The sequence below is a fragment of the Streptomyces sp. Ag109_O5-10 genome, from assembly GCF_900105755.1.
Lineage (GTDB): Bacteria > Actinomycetota > Actinomycetes > Streptomycetales > Streptomycetaceae > Streptomyces.
The window spans coordinates 351,716-372,388 of record NZ_FNTQ01000001.1 but is presented as its reverse complement, the minus strand read 5'-3'; the positions used below and the strand labels follow the sequence as shown (position 1 = coordinate 372,388).

The window sequence follows — 20,673 nt, the reverse complement described above, 5'->3', positions numbered from 1 at the left end:
CCGGTGAAAATCGCGATCATCGGCGGTGGCCCGGGCGGGCTCTACCTCGCGGCGTTGCTGAAGCAGCTGGACCCCGCCCACGAGATCACCGTGTGGGAGCGCAACGCCCCCGAGGACACGTTCGGTTTCGGCGTGGTCTTCTCCGACGAGACGCTCGGCGGCATCGAGAACGCCGACACCGTCTTCGCCGAGGCCATGGCCCGCCGCTTCGCCCGCTGGACGGACATCGACATCCACTACCGGGGCGAGAGCCACACCGTCGGCGGCCAGGGCTTCGCCGCGATGAGCCGCAAGGAACTCCTGCGCCTCCTCCAGGAGCGCTGCCGCGACCTCGGCGTCACCCTGCGCTTCCGCACCCTGGCGCCGCAGGTCGCCGGGCTGCGCGCCTCGCACGACCTCGTCGTCGGCGCGGACGGCGTCAACTCCGCCGTGCGCACGGCCCACGCGGACGCCTTCGGCCCCTCCCTGGACCGCCGGCACAGCAAGTACATGTGGCTCGGCACGGACCGCGTCTTCGAGGCCTTCCAGTTCTTCGTCAAGGAGACGGAGTGGGGGGTGATGCAGGTGCACGGCTACCCCTACTCCGACGCCGGCTCGACGTTCATCGTGGAGATGCACGAGGACGTCTGGCGCCGGGCGGGCTTCGACGCCACCGAGGACACGGTGTTCGCGCCGGGCGCCTCCGACGAACAGGCGGTGACCCGGGTCCGTGAGCTGTTCGCCGCCGAACTCGACGGCCACCGGGTGTTCGCCAACAACTCCAGGTGGCTGAACTTCACGACCGTGCGCAACGAGCGGTGGCACCACGGGAACCTGGTCCTGATCGGCGACGCCGCCCACACCGCGCACTTCTCCATCGGCTCCGGCACCAAGCTGGCCATGGAGGACGCCCTCGCCCTCGCCGCCTGCCTGCACGAACACCCCGACACGCACAGCGCGTTGGGCGCCTACGAGAGCGAGAGGCGGCCGGTCGTCGAGTCCACCCAGCGGGCCGCGCAGGCCTCGCTGGAGTGGTTCGAGAACATCGGCATGTACGCCCGCCAGGAACCCACCCAGTTCTGCTTCAACCTGCTCACCCGCTCCCGCCGCATCACCTACGACAACCTGCGCACCCGCGACGCCGGGTTCGCCGACCGCGTCGACACCGCCTTCGCCACGGCCCAGGGCGCGAGCAGCCGGGCCCCCGCCATGTTCCAGCCGTTCCGCATCGGCCGGCTGGAGCTGAAGAACCGGGTGATCGTCTCCCCGATGGACATGTACTGCGCCGTCGACGGGGTCCCGGGCGACTTCCACCTCGTCCACCTCGGCTCGAAGGCCATGGGCGGGGCCGGCCTGGTGATGACCGAGATGGTCTGCGTCTCGCCCGAGGGCCGGATCACCCCCGGCTGCACCGGCCTGTGGAACGACACGCAACGCGACTCCTGGACCCGGGTGGTGGACTTCGTGCACACGAACAGCACCGCCCGCATCGGCCTCCAGCTCGGCCACTCCGGCCGCAAGGGCTCCACCCGCCTGATGTGGGAGGGCATGGACGAACCGCTCCCGGACGGCAACTGGGAGACCGTCGGCCCCTCCCCGCTGCCCTACGGCCCCGGCTCACCCACCCCGCGCGAACTCACCCGTGCCGACCTGGACCGGATCAGGGACGAGTTCACGGCGGCCGCCCGCCGCGGCGCGGACGCCGGGTTCGACCTCCTCGAACTCCACTGCGCCCACGGCTACCTGCTCTCCTCGTTCCTCTCGCCGCTCGCCAACCACCGCACCGACGAGTTCGGTGGGCCGCTGGAGAACCGCCTCCGCTTCCCGCTGGCGGTCTTCGACGCCGTCCGCGCCGCCTGGCCCGCCGGCCGCCCGGTGATCGTGCGGATCTCCGCCACCGACTGGATGCCGGACGGCAACACCGAGCACGACGCGGTCGAGATCGCCCGCGCCTTCGTCGCCCACGGCGCCGACGCCATCGACGTCTCCACGGGTCAGGTCACCAAGGACGAGAAGCCCGCCTACGGCCGCTCCTACCAGACCCCCTTCGCCGACCGCATCCGGCACGAGGTCGCCGCCGCCACCGGCGCGGCCGTCATCGCCGTCGGGGCCATCGCCTCCTACGACGACGTGAACTCCATCCTGCTCGCCGGCCGCGCCGACCTGTGCGCCCTCGGCCGTACCCACCTGTACGACCCGCACTGGACCCTGCACGCGGCCGCCGAGCAGGAGTACGCGGGAGCGGCCGCCGAGTGGCCGGTGCAGTTCCGGGCCGGCCGGCGCAGGCCGCCCACCGCGCGTACCGACGCCGTCCGCCCCCGTCTGTCCCTGCTGCGGGCCGGGCAGGACGGGGAGAGCGTCCACCTGCGGTGGAAGCCCGCGGGTCAGGAGCTGCCGGCGGTGCGCTGACGTCAGGCGCTGCCCGTCGAACGGGTCCGTGCCGCGGCGAGCGGCGGGGTGAGGGTGAACAGCGTGCCGCCGGGCACGTCGGCTCCCTCGACGCGGCCTGTACGTGACCCGTGGAGGCCGCCGATCTCGGGCCGCGGACCCCCCGAAAGGGCCCCGGATGCGTGACACCCCCCATAGGAGCCAGATCACATCCTATCGAGCATCGTAGGAACGGAACCCCCTGAACTGCCCGTAAGTCATATATAAGCAGGCATTTCAGGCATTGAGTCCTAAGTCGGGTAGTACGTCACGTCTTTGCCTCCGGCTCCGGCTGCCGCTAACCATTGCTCTCGTCGCCGGGAGACGGGCCGAGCGGAACCCCGCCGGTCCCGCCCAGCTCCCGCCGGTAGTACGGGCTCCGCCCACCGCCGCCGCGCACCGCGGCCGGCGCCGACGCCGTCCCAGACCGGAGAGTTCCTCACACATGACCACGATCAACCGCACCCGCATCGCCCGCCTTCGCACCCTCGGCCTGACCGGCCTGGTCACCACGGGTGCCGCGGCCGCCGCCCTCACCCTGATGCCGGCGAACGCACAGGCTGCCGAGATGACGCAGGCGCACACCTCGACCGCGGTCACGGCCACCTCCGCTGACAGCGGTCGCACCGCCTCCCAGAAGGGCGGCTACGCCAACAGCCTCGACGGCTGGATCAAGCAGTCCCTGCAGATCATGAAGTCCAAGGGCATCCCGGGCAGCTACGACGGCCTCAAGCGCAACATCATGCGCGAGTCCGGCGGCAACCCGGGCGCCCAGAACAACTGGGACGTCAACGCCAAGAAGGGCACGCCGTCCAAGGGCCTGCTCCAGGTGATCGACCCCACCTTCAACGCGTACCATGTGTCCGGCACGGCCCACAGCGTCACCGACCCGGTCGCCAACATCACCGCCGCCGCCAACTACGCCGCGCACCGGTACGGCTCGATCGACAACGTCAACTCCGCCTACTGACCTGCCTGTCGTGCCGTAGCAGGAAGGTGTCGACGAGGGTGTCCACGAACCCCTCGTCCACCGGACCGGCGGACACCGGCACGCGGCGGTAGAGCGGACCCACCGGCTGGTCCGCCTCCGCGTCCAGATGGGGACCGGCTGCCGCCTGCGAGGGCGCCGGGCCCCTACGGCTCGCGGTGCTCGTGCGACGCCTGCTCCAGGGCGGCCGCCTCCGCCTCGGCGATACGGGTCTCCGCCTCGACGTCGATCGAGCGGGTCAGCCACCAGTACAGCAGCGCCGACACCGGCAACCCGACGAACAGGGAGATGTCGGCGCCGTCGAGGGCCTTCGCGGCGGGACCGACATAGAGCGTGCCGACCGAGAAGAACGGGATCATGACGGCGAACCCGACCAGGTACGAGATGATCCCCCGCCAGCCCCAGCGGCCGTAGATGCCGTTCGGCTTGAAGATCTCGGCGATCGCGTAGTGGCCCCGGCGCACCACGTAGTAGTCCATCAGGTTCACGGACGTCCACGGGATGAACAGGTAGAGCACCAGCAGCAGGAAGTTGTTGAAGTTCGTCAGGAAGTTCGACGTCGCCGCCAGCGCGCCGATCAGGGAGAGCGCCGCGGTCACCACGAGGGTGACCAGCCGCACGCCCAGGGTCGGCCGCACCCGCTTGAACGAGTCGATGGCGCTGATCAGCGTCAGGGAGCCGCCGTACATGTTCAGCGCGGTGACCGAGATCAGGCCCAGGGCGGAGAACAGCAGCACGATCGCGCCGAAGCCGTCGAAGACCTTGTCGCCGGCGGCGTTGATCGAAGTGATCGTGTCGAAGCGGGGGCCCGCCCAGCCGGCCAGCAGCGTGCCGAGCACCATCAGCCAGATGCCGCCCAGCGCCGAGCCGAAGTAGGTCCAGTAGAACGTCTTGCGGACGGTGACGTCCGGCGGCAGGTAGCGCGAGTAGTCCGAGACGTAGATGGCCCAGCTGATCTGGTAGCCGGCGACCACGCCGAACTGCGCCAGGAACGGGGTGGCCCGGAAGGCGCCGAGGTCGAAGGAGCCCGGCGGGTAGTGCAGCGTGACCAGGACTCCGACGGTGAAGATCCCGAAGACGACCAGGAACGTGTAGGTCAGGAACCGCTCGGCCTTGTGGATGACGTCGTACCCCACCAGCGCCACGACCAGCCCGATCACCGTGACCACGACCACCCACAGCTTCACCCCGCCGTGGATCGTGGTGTTGAGGGCCTGACCGGCCAGGATGGTGTTGAACACGTTGAAGCCCGCGTACTGCACGTACGCGAACAGCCACACCAGCAGCGCCCCGACGTAGCCGAACTGCGGACGGGACTGGATCATCTGCGGCAGTCCCAGTTGCGGCCCCTGCGCCGAGTGGAACGCCATGAAGAACGTGCCGATCAGCGTGCCCGAGACGATCGCCAGCAGCGACCAGATCAGATTGCCGCCCTCCGTGATGCTGATCAGCCCCACGGCCAGGGTGGCGATCTGCGCGTTGGACATGAACCACAACGGGCCCAGATGCCAGAGCTTGCCGTGCCGCTCGTCCAGCGGCACGTAGTCGATGGACCGGACCTCCAGACCGCTCACCCGCGGTTCCGCCGACGTGCTCATGGCACCTCCCAGAGGCCAGGTCCGCCACACTGACCTCATTCTTCCCCCGGACCGACACGGATGAGGCATGCGGAATTCACGTTCCGTACAGCGGAAGGTCCACCCGCGTGAGCAGCTGTCGCCCTGCTCACAGGCAGGCCCTGTTGCCCTGCTCACAATCGGCCCCGAACCGGTCCCGTCGTGGCGGCCGTCATGTCGCAGGACGGACATTTTGTCTACGTTCGCAGCTCTGTGTCCCTCCGACCCGAACTGCGAAGGTTCCCGCCATGCTCAACCGCACCCTGTCCGTCGTGGCCACGGTGGTGGCCCTGCTCGCCGGAGCCGCGCCGGCGGCCATGGCGGCCGAGGCCGGATCCGGCACCACCGCCTTCCGTACCGCCGTCGGGGCGCCGGACAAGGCTCAGGTGACCGCCGCCGTCCTCGACCTCGACCGGACCGGCGGGGCACCCGCCGTCTACGGCGACGACACGCCGTACGACACGGCGAGCATCGTCAAGGTCGACATCCTCGCCGCGATGCTCCTGCACGCACGGGACCACCGGCGCGACCTCACCGCACGGGAGAACGCCGAGGCGCAGGTGATGATCCGCAACAGCGACAACACCGCGGCCACCGCCCTGTGGCGGGCCATCGGCGAGGCCCCCGGCCTGGCGTCGGCCAACAAGCGGCTCGGACTGACCTCCACCCAGGGCGGCCCCGGCGGCCTGTGGGGGCTGACCCGGACCACCGCGACCGACCAGATACGACTGCTCGAGGCGGTCTTCGGCGCCGGCCCCTCCCCGCTGGACACGGCGTCCCGCAACCGCATCGGCACCCTGATGACCGAGATCTCCGCCGGCCAGTCCTGGGGCGTCTCCGCCGCCACCGACTCCGGGTGGGCGCTGAAGAACGGCTGGCTCATGCGCACCACGACCGGCCGGTGGGACATCAACAGCATCGGGCGCATCACGAACGGCGGCCACCACTACCTCGTCGCCGTCCTCTCCGACGGGAACGCGTCCATGCCGGACGGCGTGAACCTGGTGGAACGAGCCGTCCGCACCGCCGTCTCCGAGACGGCGGCCCGCTGACCGGGCTGACCCCCTTGGCCCACCGCAACCCGCCCGCCGGCCGAAATGCCCCTAACGTGCATGAGAGGTGACGGAGGCCGGCAACGGGAGGCACGGTGGCGGGTGCGGACGGGCCGACGGCCGGGCGGGGCCGCGCGCGCCGGGCCCGCGGCACGACACCGGACGGCCGGACCACACCCGCGATCCGGATCCCGAAACGGGCCCGCGGCGCACGCGCCGCCGCCTCCGCCGGCGGGATCGTCGTCCCCGCCCTGCGGATCGCCGCCGCCTACGCCTGGCGGCTCATCGTCGTCGGCACCGCCGTCTACGGCGTCTTCGTCGTCCTCGGCCGCTTCCAGCTGATCGCCGGCGCCGTCTTCCTGGCCCTCGTCGTCACCTCGGTGCTGCGTCCGCTCGCCGACCTGCTGGTCCGGTGGCTCCCCAGGCCGCTGTCCGTGGCGGTGAGCCTGGTCGGCAGCATCTGCCTGTTCTTCGGCCTGCTGGCCCTCGTGGGCAACGCGGTCGCGCAGGAGTCGGCGACGCTGGCCGACGAGTTCCGCGGTGGCATCCACCGCATCGAGGTCTGGCTGCAGCACCCGCCCTTCCGGTTCGGCCCGGGCGCCCTGTCGCACCTCCAGCAGCAGATCGTCGACTACATCCAGGCCCACCGCTCCAACCTGGCGAGCCAGGCGCTCAGCGGCTTCGGCACCCTCGTCGAACTGGTCACCGGCGGCGCGCTCGCGCTCTTCACCTCCGTCTTCTTCATCCACTCCGGCGAACGGCTGTGGGCCTGGACGAGCAGCGAACTGCTGCCGGCCGGCGCCCGCGACGCCTGGGACCGGGCGGGGCACGCGGCCTGGCGGACGTTCGCCGGGTACACCCGCGGCATCATCATCGTGGCCGCCGTCAACGCCGTCCTCGTCGGCATCGCCCTGCTCGTCCTGCGGGTGCCGCTCGCGCTGCCGCTCACCCTGCTGGAGTTCTTCGCCGCGTTCGTCCCGCTGGTCGGCTCACCGGTCGCGCTGAGCGTGGCCACGGTGGTGGCGCTGGCCGGGCGGGGCCCGATCACGGCCGCCGCCGTCCTCGTGCTCATCGTCGTCATCGGCCAGCTGGAGGGCCATGTGCTGCATCCGCTGGTGATGAGCTGGGCGGTGCGGCTGCACCCCCTCGTCGTCGCCGTGTCCGTCATCGCGGGCAGCATCGTCGCGGGGGTGATCGGCGCCGTCGTGGCCGTGCCGTTCATCTCCGTCGTCTGGGCGGTGGTGCGGGCCCTGCGCCCGGTACCGCCGCCCTGACCGGGCGCCGTGGGCTCAGCCGTCCCCGGCGGGGCGACGGCCGCGCTTCGACGCGCGCCGGGGACGACCGGACGGCGCGGCGGGTCCGACGGGCTCGGGTCCGGCGGGGGCGGACGTGGCCGCGGTGGTGGCGGTGGCGGCGGGGGGTCCGGCCGCGGCGGACAGGGTGGTGGGAGACGTGCCGGAGGGCACCGCGGGGCCGGGTGCCGGCTCGCCGTCGTCCCAGGCCTCGTGCGCGCCGAACGGATCCGCCGGCCCGTCCGCGAGCAGCGCGGCCAGGCCGGGCGTCGCCTGTGCCCTGACGGTCGCGAGCGCCAGCGTGTCGGCGTCGGACTCGGCGCCGCTGCGCCAGGTGACGGTGCCCGGGAGCATGACGAGGGAGGTGGTGCCGGACTCTCCGGCGGCCGGCCGCAACTGGACCCGGATGCCGTGCCGGTCGGCGAGCCTGCCCACCACGAACAGGCCCATGTACTGGTAGACGCCGGCGTCGGCGGTCGGCGGGTTCGCCAGCTTGTGGTTGATCAGCGCGAAGTCCTCGGGCCGCAGGCCGATGCCCTGGTCGTGGATCTCGACCATGATCCGGGTGTCCGGCAGCCGGGTCGCCGTGACCCGCACCGTCGAGCGTGGCGAGGAGAACGAGGTGGCGTTCTCCAGCAGTTCCGCGAGCAGATGCACCAGGTCGGTGACGGCACGGCCGTGGACCTCGGCCTCCGGGACGCCCGCGAGCTCGATCCGCTCGTACTGCTCCACCTCGGAGGCCGCGGCCCGGATGACGTCCACCAGGGGGAGCGGGTGGTCCCACTGCTGCGTGGGGCGCTCGCCACCCAGGACCAGCAGGTTCTCGCCGTTGCGGCGCACCCGCGTGGCCAGGTGGTCCAGCCTGAACAGGTTCGCCAGCTGCTCGGGGTCGGCCTCGCGCTCCTCCAGACGGGTGATCAGGGCGAGCTGGCGCTCGATCAGCGACTGGTTGCGGCGGGACAGGTTGGTGAAGATCGTGTTGACGTTGCCGCGCAGCAGGGCCTGCTCGGCGGCCAGCCGCACCGCCTCCCGGTGCACGTGGTCGAAGGCGCGGGCGACCTCGCCTATCTCGTCGGTCGTGGTGATCGGGATCGGCGTGACCTTGGTGTCCACCTGGCCGGGCACGGCCTGCGACAGCTGGGTGATCACCGCCGGCAGCCGCCGCTCGGCGATCTCCATCGCCGAGGCACTGAGCCGGCGCATGCCGCGGCTCATCGAGCGGGCCACCCACGCGGCGAGGAGAACGGCCGCGAGTACGGCGCCGAGCGTGACGGAGCCGTTGGTGATCGCGGCCCGCCTGGCCTCGGAGGCGACGCTCCGGGCACCGGCGAGGGCGGTGTCGGTGAGATGCACCTCGATACCCCGGTAGGCGTCGAAGGCGAGCGCGGACGCGGCGAAGAACGACTCGGGTGTGATGCCCTCGGCGGCCAGCTGTTCGGTCGTCCTCCCACTGGCGATCTCGCTGATCATCTTCGACAGGGCCGGCGGCGTCACGAAGGCCTGCCCGGCCGCCTTGGTCTTCCGGGCGGCCTCGGCGGTCTGCCGCGCCCCCTTCTGCTGCGCGTCCGCCAGCGCCGCCCGTAGCCGGGCCATGTCCCCGGCGGTACCGGCGCCCGCGTACTCCTGGAGGCCCACCTGCTCCAGGTAGGCGTAGGAGCTGAACGAGCCGAGCTGGTTCTGCAGTTCGCCCTCGCCGAGCGCGTCGCGGTCCTCGACCAGCAGGTGCGTACCGATACTGCGGACCAGCGACTCCGCGGCCTGGGTGAGGGAGATGGCGTACAGGGTGCGCCCGAAGCTGGCCTGGTTGTTGCTGCCGAAGCCCAGTTCGTTGGAGAGCTCCATCAGGGGGTGCTGGACGGCGTGGTAGCTCTCCTCCGTCTGCACCCCGGACGACCTGGCCGTGAACGCGTTGGCCCGCACCGCCGCCAGCTGTTTCTCGCCCGCCCGCACCAGCTCGATCCGCCGGACGAGGCCCGCGGTCCTCGGCGCCCGGGCCACGGCCGCGTCGAACACCTTGGCGTCGGCGTCGGTGACCTTGCGGGCCGCCACCACGGCGGGCGCGTCCCGGTTGCCCTCCAGGAGCGGGATGACCGACACGTCGCGCTCGTTGATCGCGTCACTGGCGTAGGCGTTCGCCGCCTGCACCAACTCCGCGACGTGCACCGCGTCGTTGGCGTCGCGCAGCGTGTCGATCGAGTGCTTCACCCGGACGCCGCCGAGGCCGAGGGCGACGAGCACGGGGATGAGCAGAATGGCCTGGAGGCGTCTTGCGACGCGCCAATTGCCGGTCAGAGGTCTCGACTTGGGCAAGATCGTCCCATTTCACAACAGGGATGGCGTGCAGGGCTGTGCGCAGCCCGACGTTCTGTGGCCAATTTCTAACACCCGGCGATCGGGATCGGCCCGCGTTTTGGTGAAGCGGTTTCTCCGAAATGGTACAAAACTCAATCAAAACCATCGATGGTCAACGCACGGACCACGGCGTGGGAGGCCTGCGGGTAGGGCCTGCTCGTGCGACTGGAAAGACAGCGCTTGCCGATCCGCTGTACGGCGGCATCGTGCGCAGCGCGACGTGTCGGTCCCCACCCGCGCCGCGATCTTCGCCGGCGGGTCCGACCGCTGCCTGCGGCGACGGCGTCCCGGCTCGCCGACCGCCCCTCCCGGGGTGACCATGGGGGGACGGAACCGGTCCGGGGCCACCAGGGGAGACACCCGTGACGCACGCAACCGACGTCCTGATCGTGGGCGCGGGCCCAGTCGGGCTGAGCGCCGCCGCCGAACTGCACCGGCACGGCGCGGACTGCCGCCTCGTCGACCGGCTCCCGGCCCGGCTGCCGTACGCCAAGGCCGTCGGCATCCAGCCGCGCACCATCGAGATCTGGGACCGGATGGGCCTGGCCCGGGCCGTCGTCGAGCAGGCCATGCCGCTGCGCGGGCAACTGAGCTACGTCGACGGCCGGCAGACCGGCCGGGTCGAGCTGACGCTGCCGCCCGAGGTGCCGTACGGCTTCGCCGCGCTGCCGCAGTACGAGGTCGAGCGGATCGTCGAGGAGTACCTGAACGGGCTCGGCACGGCCGTCGAACGCGGCACCGAGCTGCTCTCCTTCACCCAGGACGCGGACGGCGTCACCGCCCGGCTGCGCAGCGCCTCGGGTGCGGAGGAGGAACTGCGGGTCCGCTACCTGGTCGGCTGCGACGGCGCGCACAGCACGGTCCGCGCAGGTCTCGGCCTCGACTTCGCGGGCGGGGCCTTCACCGAGGAGTACATGCTCGGCGACGTGGTGGCCGACTGGGACCTGCCGGCCGGCTACGCCGTGAGGTCCGAGCACCGTGGTGCGGACGGCGCCACGGACGACCTGCTGGTCTGCATCCCGCTGCCCGGACCGGGCCGCTACCGCATGTCGATGCGGGTCCCGCCGGAACCCTCCGGCGTCACCGAGGACACCGGCGGCCCCGAAGACCCCGCCGCGGTGGCCCACGGCCCGCTGAGCGGACGCCGGCTGCCCGAGCTGCCCGACCTCCAGGCCGTCGTGGACCGCCTCGCGCCCCGGCCCGCGACCCTCTCCCAGCTGCGCTGGTCCTCGGTCTTCCGGATCGGCCACCGCATCGTCGACCGCTACGGCGAGGGCCGCGTCTTCGTCGCGGGGGACGCCGCCCACATCCACCCGCCCATCGGAGCCCAGGGCATGAACACCGGCATCCAGGACGCCTGCAACCTCGCCTGGAAACTCGCCCTCGTCCTGCGCGGCGAAGCCGGACCCGCCCTGCTCTCCAGCTACGACGCCGAGCGCCGCCCGGTCGGCGAGGAGGTGGTCGGCCGCACCGTACGTCACACCGTGCACGGAACGGCTGACCCCGACGATCCGCGGACCGCCCTGCTCCGTGAGGCCCAGCTCCTCGTCGGCTACCGGGACGGCCCCCTCGCCACCGCCGCCCACGGCCCCGCCGACGCCCCGCAGCCCGGCGACCGCGCCCCGGACTGCGCCGGTCTCACCACCCCGGTCGCCGCGTACCCGCTGCGCCTGCTGGACATCCTGCGGGGCCGCCCGGACCACGTCGTGCTGCTCTACGCGGCGGACCCCACCGACGTGATCAAGGCGGTCCTCGCCCCGGGCTGGGACGTCCTGGCCGTCCGCACGGAGGACGGCACCCACGTGCCCCTCGTCCCCGAATACCTGGACACGGGCGGCGAGTTCGCGCGGCTCTACCGCCCGGACGGCCCCACCGGCTTCGTCGTCCGCCCCGACGGGTACCTCGGCGCCCGCTTCCCCCTCACGGACACCGAGACCGCGCTCGCCGACTACTGCGAGGCACTGGGCTGAGGACCGTTCCCGGCACTCCACTCGACGGCCGGCGGTACGACCCGTGCGCACAGCGGCATGCCTCGGCCGTCGGTCAGCCCGAGCCGTCCGACCAGCAGCCCCTCCCGCGCCGCCGCCTCGGCCACCGCGCCGGGGACGGCACCGAGCATCAGCTTGGCCCGGCGGAACATCGTGAAGGCGCCCCCGGCGTCCACGGTCCCCCAGGACAGGTAGACGAACCGGCCGCCGGGACCGCCCTGGACATGCGGCCCCGTGATGTCGACGCCCGTGACCGAGACCGCCGCGACGCACGGCAGGGTCCAGGTCGCGGAGACGGCGTCGCCGGGGTGCGGATCGAGCAGTTCGGCGGGGCGGTTGCGGCGCTGTACGGCGACGTGGATGTCGCCGTAGCGGGAGAAACCGCTGTCTTCGGGCGCCGGGCAGGAACGGCCGGGCAGGTCGGTGGCGTCGATGCGGAGGTCCATGGCGGCCATGCGGCCATCATCGCCGATGCGGCGCGCGCCCCTGCCGGCCGGCGGGTGTCATGAGCGGACGTCATGAACGATCCGCCGGCCGGGCGCGGTCAGCGCTTCGTGTAGATGAAGCCGACCTTGTCCAGCTCGTCGCCGGAGCGGCCGTGGAAGCCGGCGATCTGCCAGCCCGACGGGGCGGTGCGGGTCACGCAGTTCGAGGTCGTCGTACCACCCGCGAGGGTGCGGCCCAGGTTGGTGGTGAACTTCGCGTAGAAGATGCGGGTCGTGTTGTTGTACTTGCCCTCGCACAGGTACGCCGTCGTCACGTACTCGCCGCTGCCCAGCGTCAGTGAGGACGCCGTGCCGCCGGTGCCGCCGTGGGTCAGGGTCGTGCCGTCGGCGAGCGCGATGCCGACCTGGTCGACGCGGGAGCCGGAGCGCAGCGAGATGCTGGTGGCGCGGGCGCCGGCGGCGACCTTGTCGATGTCCTGGTAGTAGTCGCCGTGCGGACCGCCGAACTGGTCGCTCAGCTGGAAGTCCGCGTTCTCGGACCAGGAGAAGCCGACCGTGATCGGGTCGTGGTCGGAGAGCATCAGCCCGTCGCTCGTCAGGAACTTGGCGTGCTCGTTGTTGTACGAGGTCGCGTGCAGGTTCACCAGCTTGCTGCCGCGGTACAGGACCTTGTCGACGACCTCGCAGGTGTTGGGCACGGTCGCGCCGGACTGGTCGCAGACCAGCGCGTCGCTGCCCTTGGCGGGCGCGCTGCCGCCGCGGATCAGCTGCACCCAGGCGTCGGTGAGCCCGTTGTCCGAGGCGAACTCCGCGATGGTGTCGGCGGAGCGGGTGTAGCGGGTGTTGGTGTCACCCATCACCACGACGGCGTTGCCGGCCGAGTGGGTGCTGATGAAGGACGTCAGCTGGCTGAGGTTGGCGGCCCGGGAGGCCTCGTCGCCGTCGTTCGTGCCCGCGTTGGTGTGCAGGTTGTAGAAGTCGACGTAGACGCCCTCGGCGAGCCGCTCGCGCATGAAGGTGAAGCCCTTCGGCGTGAGGCAGTCGCCCGAGTCGAGCTGGCAGGAGTTCCAGCCGGCGCGCTCGAAGTCGTCCTCGTCCCAGCCGTAGGTGGAGACGGTGTTCAGGCCGCTGCCGATTCCCGCGCCGCCGCTGGTCGCGGTGCGGTAGGGATGCGTGTCGGTGGCGTACAGGTACGCGTGGTAGTTGAAGTCCTCCTGGACGTTGACGACGTCGTACGGCGCGATGCGCTTGCCGATCTCCGTGGTGCTGGTGTCGCGCGGGGTGGGTGCGCTCGACAGGCCTTGCGGAAGTCCGGCGACGTTGTACGTGAGCACGCTGAACGTGCCCGAGCCGGCCGCCGCGGCCGGGGTGGCCGTCGCCGTGAGCCCGCCGAGAGCGGCGACCGCGGCCGCCAGACAGGCAACGAGTCTGCGCATGGGGGTGTCTCCTACGGGGAGGGTGTGCGCTGAAGGATGTGAGCATGCCAATGAGGCACGGCAAAACGTAGCGGTAAACGCTTTCTCCCGAACCCCCCTTGTTACTAACCAGTTTGGAAATTCCTGGTGACGCGCGAAAGATCGGGTTCTCTCCGCACGGCCGATCGGGCGCTGACTGTTACTCACTTTCGGGTGACCCGAGACCCGTTCACCCGTCGGTCCGGTGGCGGTCGAGGCCGTTGCCTGCGGGGCGAAACAGGGTGAAGAGACGTCAAACCCGCCCATTCAACTAGTAAATGGACATTACATCCGAGAGTCACGGGAAAGCGAAGGATCCGTAATAGGCGCCGTGTGGCGCCCGGTCCGCGCCCGGCCGGGGCGCAGGGTGTGGCTGCGCGGCCGACCGGTCGCCGTCCCGCTCCACACATCCCGCGCGGCCTGCGGCTTCGTGCCGCACGCGACCGGGGTGTGCTCGAACCCCGCGAAGGGGGACCACGTGTCCGTTTCCGTCTCCGTGACCGCCCGCCGTCTCGGCTCCGCCGCCGCCGTGGCGGCCGCTCTGGTGGGCGTCACGGCCCTGCCGGCCGCGGCGGCCGCCGCTCGGCCCCCGATGCCGCACCGTGACGCGGTCGTCATCAGTGCCGTACAGCACGATCTGCAGGGTCGCGCGGTCTTCTCCGGCCGCGCGCTGAACCGGGAGTGGGTGGACGTCACGAACATCTCGCGCCGGGACGCCGACCTCAGCGGCTGGTCGCTGTCGGACGCCGCGGGCAACACCTACACCTTCCGCCACTACCGGCTGGCGGGCGGTGCCACGGTCCGCGTCCACACCGGGGAGGGCCGGGACTCCCGGACGGACCTGTACCAGGACCGCCGGTCCTCCGTGTGGAACCGCGACGCCGACACCGCCACCCTGCGCAACGACCGCGGGCGTTACGTCGACTCCGCCTCCTGGGGCCCGCACCACCACCGTCCGGTGGAGGAGCGGCACGGTGTCGCCCACCGCCCCATGGGGGAGCGGCACGGCGTTGCCCACCGTCCGGTGGAGGAGCGGCACGGAGTCGCTCACCGCCCCATGGAGGAGCGGCACGGCGTTGCCCACCGTCCGGTGGAGGAGCGGCACGGCCTCGCCCGCCCGGCCGTGGAGGACCGGCATGCCTTCAGTCACCGTCGCTGACCGGTGAACGTCCGCCGCCGGGCCCCTGCTCAGGGATCCGGCGGCGGACCTGTGTCACGACGGCGCCCCGTCTCAGGCCAGGTCGACCGGCCCGCTCACCGTGGACGTGAAGACGGTCTCGCCGTCCTGCACACCGACGACGTCGACGGTCGCCGTGCCGTCGTCCCTGGCCGTCACCCCCGTGACGTCGATCCAGCAGGGGCTGTCGAGTTCGACGTAGCGGTGGAACGACGAGGACGTGCTCGCCGGGATCAGCGCCCGGGGCGCCAGCCGGGCGCAGGCGGCCTGCCGGGCGCCCTCCATCAGGACCATGCCGGGCAGGTGGTCGCCGCCGTGGTCGAACAGGATCGGGTGGTCCAGGTCCGGGGTGAGCAGCCAGCGGTCCGGCACGTCCGTGGCCGTCAGCACCACGTCGGCGGGGGAGGTGCGGCCCACGGACGCCGGTGGCATCGGCCCGGCGGCGACGGCCGGGCCGGCCGAAGCCGGCTGTCTCGCGGACCGGTTGGCGCGCAGCCGGGCATACACGGGCGGCGTCACGACGGAGTACCGCCCCTCCCCGTGGGCGACGGTCACGCCGTCCCGGCGCAAGGTGAACCCGATGCCCATCCGGCGCGCGGAGGCGCGGCCGCGCGGTGCGGGGTCCGGGCAGACCACGTCGAGCCGGAAGTCGGTGGGGCGGGAGGCTATCCGCAGCCGCTCCAGATCCGTGTGGCAACTGAGCGACCACAGCACGAAGTGGTGGCCGAGCGGCACACCGTGTTCCGCGTGCGTCACGAACATGCCGGCCTGCCGAAACGTCTCTGCGGCCTGGAGCGGGTCATGGCTCGAACCGTCGGCGCTGTTGAAGAACGTGTGGGCGCGGGGCCACTGGCCGGTGAGGGAGAACCGCAGCCCGTCGTCCTCGGCGGTGCAGCCGGTGAGGAACACCTCGGCGAGGGAGGCGCGATGGACGTACTCCTTGGGGACCGTGGTGGTCAGCCGAGGCGGTATGGGCAGACCGACACCGATCTCGCCGGCGGACAGACCCACGGACGACCCCCCGTCGGAATGCTCTTCGTTGGCTTGAATCCCTGTTCGACGCCTATAAGATACGGACCTACCGGTTTTCTCGGGTCGGCCACCAGGTAAAGGATTCGCCAAGTGCGGTGGGACTCGATCCATGCATGACTCCGCTCGGTGATGGTATGGCCAAGTATTTTCGCCCTCAACCATGCCGATGGGCGCGGCGAAAAGCGGACTGACTGGCGGATGTCGCCGGCTCGTTGCCGTCGGAGCCGAAGTCCGCACCGCCCTCGAAAGAACCCGGCCGACGGCCTTTTCCGGCCGGATTCCGCGGAGTTGACCAGCCCGCCGCCGTACCTGATCCTCCCTCCGCCCCGACGGCCCCTGCATGATTGTCGAACGGCCCGCGAGAGGGAGAGACCCCCATGGAAGCACTGCGCACCCTGCGCCTCGCCGCCGTCAACATCGACGGCGTCCTGCTCAACGACAGCTTCAGTCCCGTCCTGCACCGGCTCGTCCTCAAGTACGGCGGCACCTACACCCGGGAACTGGAGCAGCGGCTCTTCTCGCAGTCCCGGCTCGCGGCCGCGAAGGTGCTGCTGGAGGAGACCGGCGCCGGGGTGAGCGAACAGGAGGCCATCGCCGACTACTTCGCCGAACGCGAGGACCATCTGCGCGACCACCCCGTCCACACCCTCGCCGGCGCCGAGGATCTCCTGCACCGGCTGCGCGGCCTGGGTCTGGACGTCATCTGCTACGGCGGCCTCGACGAGACCCATTTCCGCCGTCATCTCGGCGCCTGGGAGCACCTGTTCACCGCCCCGCACTACATCTGCACCGACGGCTTCCGCCCCGGTATCCGGGAGATCGTCCGCGACCGCTTCGGCCTCGGTTACCACCAGGCCCTCTTCATCGACGACGTCGCCCGCTTCGCCGGCCACGCCAAGGAACTGGAAGTGCCCTTCGTCGGCCGCCCCAGTACCTTCGAACACGGCTTCCAGCGCGAGCTGATGCGCGAACTCGGTGTCCGGCACCTGGTCGGCAGCCTCGCCGAGATCGACGAGGAACGCCTGCGTACCCTCGACCGCGAGGCCGGTCTCGGCACCGTCTGGCAGGACGCGGACTCCCTCGCCGCCCGCTCTTCGACGCAGCACGGGTGAGCCGGCGGACCGTCGAGGTCACCGTCGAACCCTACGACCGCCTCTGCGCGGCCGCCGTCGAGTACACTCCGCTGTCCCGTGCCGCAGGTCCGGAGGAAACCCGGAGGCCGCCGCCCGGTCGTGGGGTGACCGGGGCGACCTTCGTCACGGTGCCACGTCTACCGTGGACGGCGGGCGCACCGCCTGGTGAACTGCGGGGAAGGGTCACCCGCGCCAGGGGCCGGCCGCGGCGCGCGATCGGGGCGGGACGGCGGCAGGACCGACCGTGAGGCCGCCCTGTGCGGCCGAAGTACCCGTCCCCGATTGGGGTAAGGTACGTCACGTCCGGTTTTGTTTTGACCGAGGAGGGGTCCCCATGGCGCGTCAGGAGCGTGCGATTCGGACCCGCCGCGCCGTTGTCGAGGCCGCCGCCGCGGTCTTCGCCGAACGCGGGTACACGGCGGCGACGATCGCCGAGATCCTCGAACGGGCCGGAGTCACCAAAGGCGCCCTGTACTTCCACTTCGATTCCAAGGAAGCGCTCGCGCGCGGCGTGATCAACGCCCAGATCAGCGACGACTACTGGGTGCCGCGTGAACTGAAGCTCCAGGAGTGGGTGGACATCGGCATGACGCTGGCCCACCGCATCCCCAAAGAGGTCATTCTCCTCGCCGGCATAAGGCTCTCCGCCGACATCCAGGGGCGCTCCCTGTTCGGCAGCGCCTGGCCCGCCTGGACCGAGCTGGTGACGGACAAACTGGTGGAGGCCAAGGAGCGCGGCGAGGTGCTGCCGCACGTCACACCGCGCGAGACCGCCGAGTGCTTCCTCGGGGCCTGGATCGGGACCCAGTTCATGTCGGAGGTGGTCGCCGACTGGACCGATCTCAACGACCGGATCTCCGTCCTCTACAACCACGTACTGCCGGCCATAGCCACTCCGGCGGCCCTGATCCGGCTGGACACCGCGCCCGACCGGGGTGCCCGGGTCGTCGAGGAAGTCGAGCGCCGTCGGCTGGAACCGCCCGTGCCCACCGAGGCCTGACGAGCTCGGACCAAACCATCTGCCTGGTTTGTTGCTCACATAGGTCAACCGACGCCGATTCCCTCACGGTGGAGCCGGCGCGGCCTCCGAACACCGGCGAGCCTGCCCAACGTGCTGTCCACCGAGGTTCTTCGAATCGCGATACCCCAGGTCCCGCGGGAATCCGACCGTCCAACTTCCGTGCTGCCCGGGGCGCCGGTGGGGTGTGACGGTCAAGCGGCTCCCGTCGGTCCCGACCCGGCAGGGCCTCTCCCGCCCCAGACTGAGACCGCGTCGTCCGGCCGGAGTGCGGTTGACAAACAAACCGTCCGCGCCGTTTTTGACTCAGGGGTGCCCAGGATCCGCCCCGCACCACCCCCGGTGGCGGACGAGCGGGCGGACGGCATGGTCATCGGCGTACTCGGCGCTCTCGTTGCCCGGGCGCCGCGCGGGGCCGCCGAGGACGCGGGCGGGCGCACCGCCAGGCAGATCCTGCGCACCGTACCCGGCGGCTGTCTGCTCGACAGCGGCGAAGGCACCAGCGACGCCCGGGAGTTCGGGCGGATCGCCGGCACCGGATACCGGACCAGGGCGGCCGGGGACCAGCGTGCGGCGGGCCGCCTGCTGCGCACCGCGCTCGGCCCGTGGCGGGGGCCGGCCCCGGCCGACGTCACCGCGGGGGACTACCTGAGCATCCGGATCCAGGGACTGGAGGAGAGCCGGCTGTGCGCGCTGGACCAGCGGATCGAGGCCGACCTCCGGCTCGGCCGGCACCGTGAGCTGATCCCCGAACTCACGGTGCCGGCCGACCTGTACCCCACCCACGAGAGCCTGTGCGGCCGGCTCATGCTCGCCCTGCACCGCTCGGGCCGGAGCAGCGACGCCCCGGACGCCTTCCGGCGACTGCGCACCACCCTGGTGCGCGACCAGGCCTGGAGCCCTCGGCCGCACTGGGCCGCATGCGGCAGTCGGTACTGTCGGCTCCCGCCGACGGCACCCCGGCACCCGGTACGGCGGACCCGCTCGCCCGGATCGGCTGACGGGCCCGCCGGGACCGGCGAGGGGTTCGCCAGGGTCGGTCGACAGGTTTCTCAGGCGGCCGCGACGTGCCGGGCGATGCGTACGGCGGCGAACTCCGTGCCCGCCACGAACCGCATCATCGGCCCGAACATCGGCGCCGCCAGCGAACCGGTGAAGTACAGGCCGGGCACCGACGACTCGAACGTCCCCCGCAGCGCGGGCGCCTTCGAGCCCGGCACGCACGCCACGGCGTCCCGCACCGCGGGTGACAGGAACGGCAGCGCGTCCAGGTCCAGCCGGTAACCGGTGGCCGCCAGCACGTGGTCGACCGCGAGGGACTCCCGCTCGCCCCCGGGGCCCACGACGTCCAGGCGCACCTCCGGTCCCCGGACCACGGCGCCCGTGACCCGGCGCGAGGTGCGCACCGGTACGACGCCTTCCACCCGGTCCCGCAGCCACCAGCCGCCCGACGGGCCGAGCGCCCGCCGGAACAGCAGCAGCCGCGCCGCCGCGGGCAGCCGGCGTACCGCACCCGGTGACGCGCAGACCCCGGCCAGGATCCACCCCGTGCCGAGCGGCGAGGCCGGCTTGGTCACCCGCTGCGTCCAGGGCCGCGACAGCTCCGGCTCCATGCCCCACAGCACCGTCCGCTCACGCACCAGGACCTGCGCCTCGGCGCCCGCCTCGTGCAGCAGCGCGGCGCTCTCCAGCGCGGACTGACCGCCGCCGATGACGGCCACCCGGCGTCCCGCGTACACCGAGAGGTCCGTGTGGTGGCTGGTGTGCGACACCCGCGCCCGCGGGCCCGGTCCCTCGGGCGCGAGCCGCCGCAACTCGTCCGGGACATGGGCGAGACCGTTCAGCCCCGTCGCCACCACGACGGCCGAGGCCGCCATCGCCGATCCGTCGTCCAGCCGGACGACGAAGCCGGGCCCGGACGCCGCCCGCTCGACGGCCGTCACCCGGGCCGGCTCGACCTCACCCACGTACCGCTTCTGGAACCACTGCCCGTACCGCACGAAGACGTCGCACGGGATCGGTGTCAGCTCGGTCAGTTCCGGCTCGCTGTGCACGCGTCGGAAGTCCGCCAGCGTGCCGCCGGGCTCCGGCGCCGACAGATCGGTCGCGTCCGGCGTCGATTTCAGGTACATCCCGGTGGCCATGGCGTGCCGCCAACTGCCCATCACGTCACCGAAGACGCGCACCGGCGCCCCCGCAGCCCGCAAGTGGGCGGCCACCGAAAGCCCGTAGGGCCCGGCGCCGATCACGACGACGGGTGGCCGACCGTGCCCCGTGAAAGCCTGCTCCTGGGCAGGGCGCTGCCCCGGAAGCGACTGCGTCATGCATTCCTCCGCTGGTCCGCTCGCCGCCCTCCCCTGGGCGACGCGACACTGCGGGATGGCACGTCCGGCGTGAAACGGCCGTGCTCGTCCCCCCTCCGCGGGTGAGTCTGTCCCACGTCCGGGCGCCTGGAAACGATATCGACGCACGTTGGCCAAAACTTGGTCGAATCATACGACAAGTGACGCGGGGCAGGTCATCGACGTGCGGGGGGCGGATGCCGACGATCACGGAAGCGACAGGATCGATCCGCACGCCCGCCGGGCCGAGGGCGGCGGACCGCCCGGTTCGGCCGCCGCCCGCAGACCGCGGCCACCGGATGCCGACGGCCGCCCCCGTACGCTCGTCCCGTGAACACCTACTGGCACGTCGTTCTGCCGCCGCTCTGCGCCTGACG

Annotated in this window: 14 protein-coding genes and 1 pseudogene; 9 read left to right on the top strand and 6 right to left on the bottom strand. The window is 71.8% G+C overall.

Features of this window, described 5'->3' with window-relative positions; translation table 11 throughout:
* The first annotated feature begins 3 nt into the window (after positions 1-3).
* Both BLW82_RS01900 and BLW82_RS01895 read left to right on the top strand, forming a co-directional pair.
* Entirely contained in the window at positions 4-2,388 is a 2,385-nt protein-coding gene (locus BLW82_RS01900; RefSeq protein ID WP_093497148.1) for a bifunctional salicylyl-CoA 5-hydroxylase/oxidoreductase, read from the top strand.
* Between the two features lie 463 nt (positions 2,389-2,851).
* Positions 2,852-3,376, top strand: coding sequence for a transglycosylase SLT domain-containing protein (locus BLW82_RS01895; protein ID WP_093497147.1), 525 nt, complete (start codon positions 2,852-2,854; stop codon positions 3,374-3,376).
* Positions 3,377-3,540: 164 nt separating this feature from the next.
* Here the strand turns inward: BLW82_RS01895 and BLW82_RS01890 are convergent, their stop codons facing one another.
* Entirely contained in the window at positions 3,541-4,992 is a 1,452-nt protein-coding gene (locus tag BLW82_RS01890; RefSeq protein WP_177232800.1) for a purine-cytosine permease family protein, read from the bottom strand.
* A gap of 266 nt (positions 4,993-5,258) precedes the next feature.
* On the opposite strand from BLW82_RS01890, the gene BLW82_RS01885 reads away from it, so the two are divergent.
* Positions 5,259-6,062 carry a serine hydrolase gene (locus BLW82_RS01885; protein ID WP_093497146.1) on the top strand — a complete coding sequence of 268 codons (804 nt, stop codon included), beginning with the start codon at positions 5,259-5,261 and terminating at the stop codon, positions 6,060-6,062.
* 95 nt (positions 6,063-6,157) lie between these two features.
* Positions 6,158-7,336 carry an AI-2E family transporter gene (locus BLW82_RS01880; protein ID WP_371131280.1) on the top strand — a complete coding sequence of 393 codons (1,179 nt, stop codon included), beginning with the start codon at positions 6,158-6,160 and terminating at the stop codon, positions 7,334-7,336.
* A gap of 15 nt (positions 7,337-7,351) precedes the next feature.
* Here the strand turns inward: BLW82_RS01880 and BLW82_RS01875 are convergent, their stop codons facing one another.
* Positions 7,352-9,592 (bottom strand): nitrate- and nitrite sensing domain-containing protein, encoded by a 2,241-nt coding sequence (locus tag BLW82_RS01875; RefSeq protein ID WP_256215597.1) that lies wholly within the window; start codon positions 9,590-9,592, stop codon positions 7,352-7,354.
* A gap of 476 nt (positions 9,593-10,068) precedes the next feature.
* Here BLW82_RS01875 and BLW82_RS01870 point away from each other — a divergent pair, with 476 nt between their 5' ends.
* Positions 10,069-11,676: an FAD-dependent monooxygenase gene (locus BLW82_RS01870; RefSeq protein WP_093497145.1), complete on the top strand. Its 1,608-nt coding sequence runs from the start codon at positions 10,069-10,071 to the stop codon at positions 11,674-11,676.
* On the opposite strand, the gene BLW82_RS01865 is transcribed toward BLW82_RS01870, so the two are convergent.
* Both BLW82_RS01865 and BLW82_RS01860 read right to left on the bottom strand, forming a co-directional pair.
* The gene (locus BLW82_RS01865) at positions 11,655-12,140 is read right to left on the bottom strand and encodes a DUF5990 family protein (protein ID WP_093507789.1); all 486 of its coding nucleotides are present in this window, start codon (positions 12,138-12,140) and stop codon (positions 11,655-11,657) included. The two genes, BLW82_RS01870 and BLW82_RS01865, sit on opposite strands and share 22 nt — an antisense overlap.
* A 98-nt stretch (positions 12,141-12,238) precedes the next feature.
* Positions 12,239-13,576: a jacalin-like lectin gene (locus BLW82_RS01860; RefSeq protein WP_093497144.1), complete on the bottom strand. Its 1,338-nt coding sequence runs from the start codon at positions 13,574-13,576 to the stop codon at positions 12,239-12,241.
* A 496-nt stretch (positions 13,577-14,072) separates the two neighbouring features.
* On the opposite strand from BLW82_RS01860, the gene BLW82_RS01855 reads away from it, so the two are divergent.
* Positions 14,073-14,753, top strand: a complete 681-nt coding sequence (locus tag BLW82_RS01855) for a lamin tail domain-containing protein (protein ID WP_093507788.1) — start codon at positions 14,073-14,075, stop codon at positions 14,751-14,753.
* Positions 14,754-14,825: 72 nt separating this feature from the next.
* Here the strand turns inward: BLW82_RS01855 and BLW82_RS01850 are convergent, their stop codons facing one another.
* A complete protein-coding gene (locus BLW82_RS01850; protein WP_256215596.1) occupies positions 14,826-15,782 on the bottom strand; it encodes a ScbA/BarX family gamma-butyrolactone biosynthesis protein in 957 nt (318 codons plus the stop codon).
* A gap of 398 nt (positions 15,783-16,180) precedes the next feature.
* On the opposite strand from BLW82_RS01850, the gene BLW82_RS01845 reads away from it, so the two are divergent.
* The 3 genes and pseudogenes from BLW82_RS01845 to BLW82_RS01835 form a co-directional block, all read left to right on the top strand.
* Entirely contained in the window at positions 16,181-16,915 is a 735-nt protein-coding gene (locus BLW82_RS01845; protein ID WP_093497142.1) for an HAD family hydrolase, read from the top strand.
* A 355-nt stretch (positions 16,916-17,270) separates the two neighbouring features.
* On the top strand, positions 17,271-17,936 hold the full coding sequence (locus tag BLW82_RS01840; protein ID WP_093497141.1) for a ScbR family autoregulator-binding transcription factor: 666 nt from the start codon (positions 17,271-17,273) through the stop codon (positions 17,934-17,936).
* Positions 17,937-18,320: 384 nt separating this feature from the next.
* Positions 18,321-18,803: pseudogene (locus BLW82_RS01835) on the top strand (AfsR/SARP family transcriptional regulator); the annotation flags it as partial.
* Positions 18,804-19,006: 203 nt separating this feature from the next.
* On the opposite strand, the gene BLW82_RS01830 reads toward BLW82_RS01835, so the two are convergent.
* Positions 19,007-20,278: an FAD-dependent oxidoreductase gene (locus BLW82_RS01830; protein ID WP_093497140.1), complete on the bottom strand. Its 1,272-nt coding sequence runs from the start codon at positions 20,276-20,278 to the stop codon at positions 19,007-19,009.
* Positions 20,279-20,673: the final 395 nt, after the last annotated feature.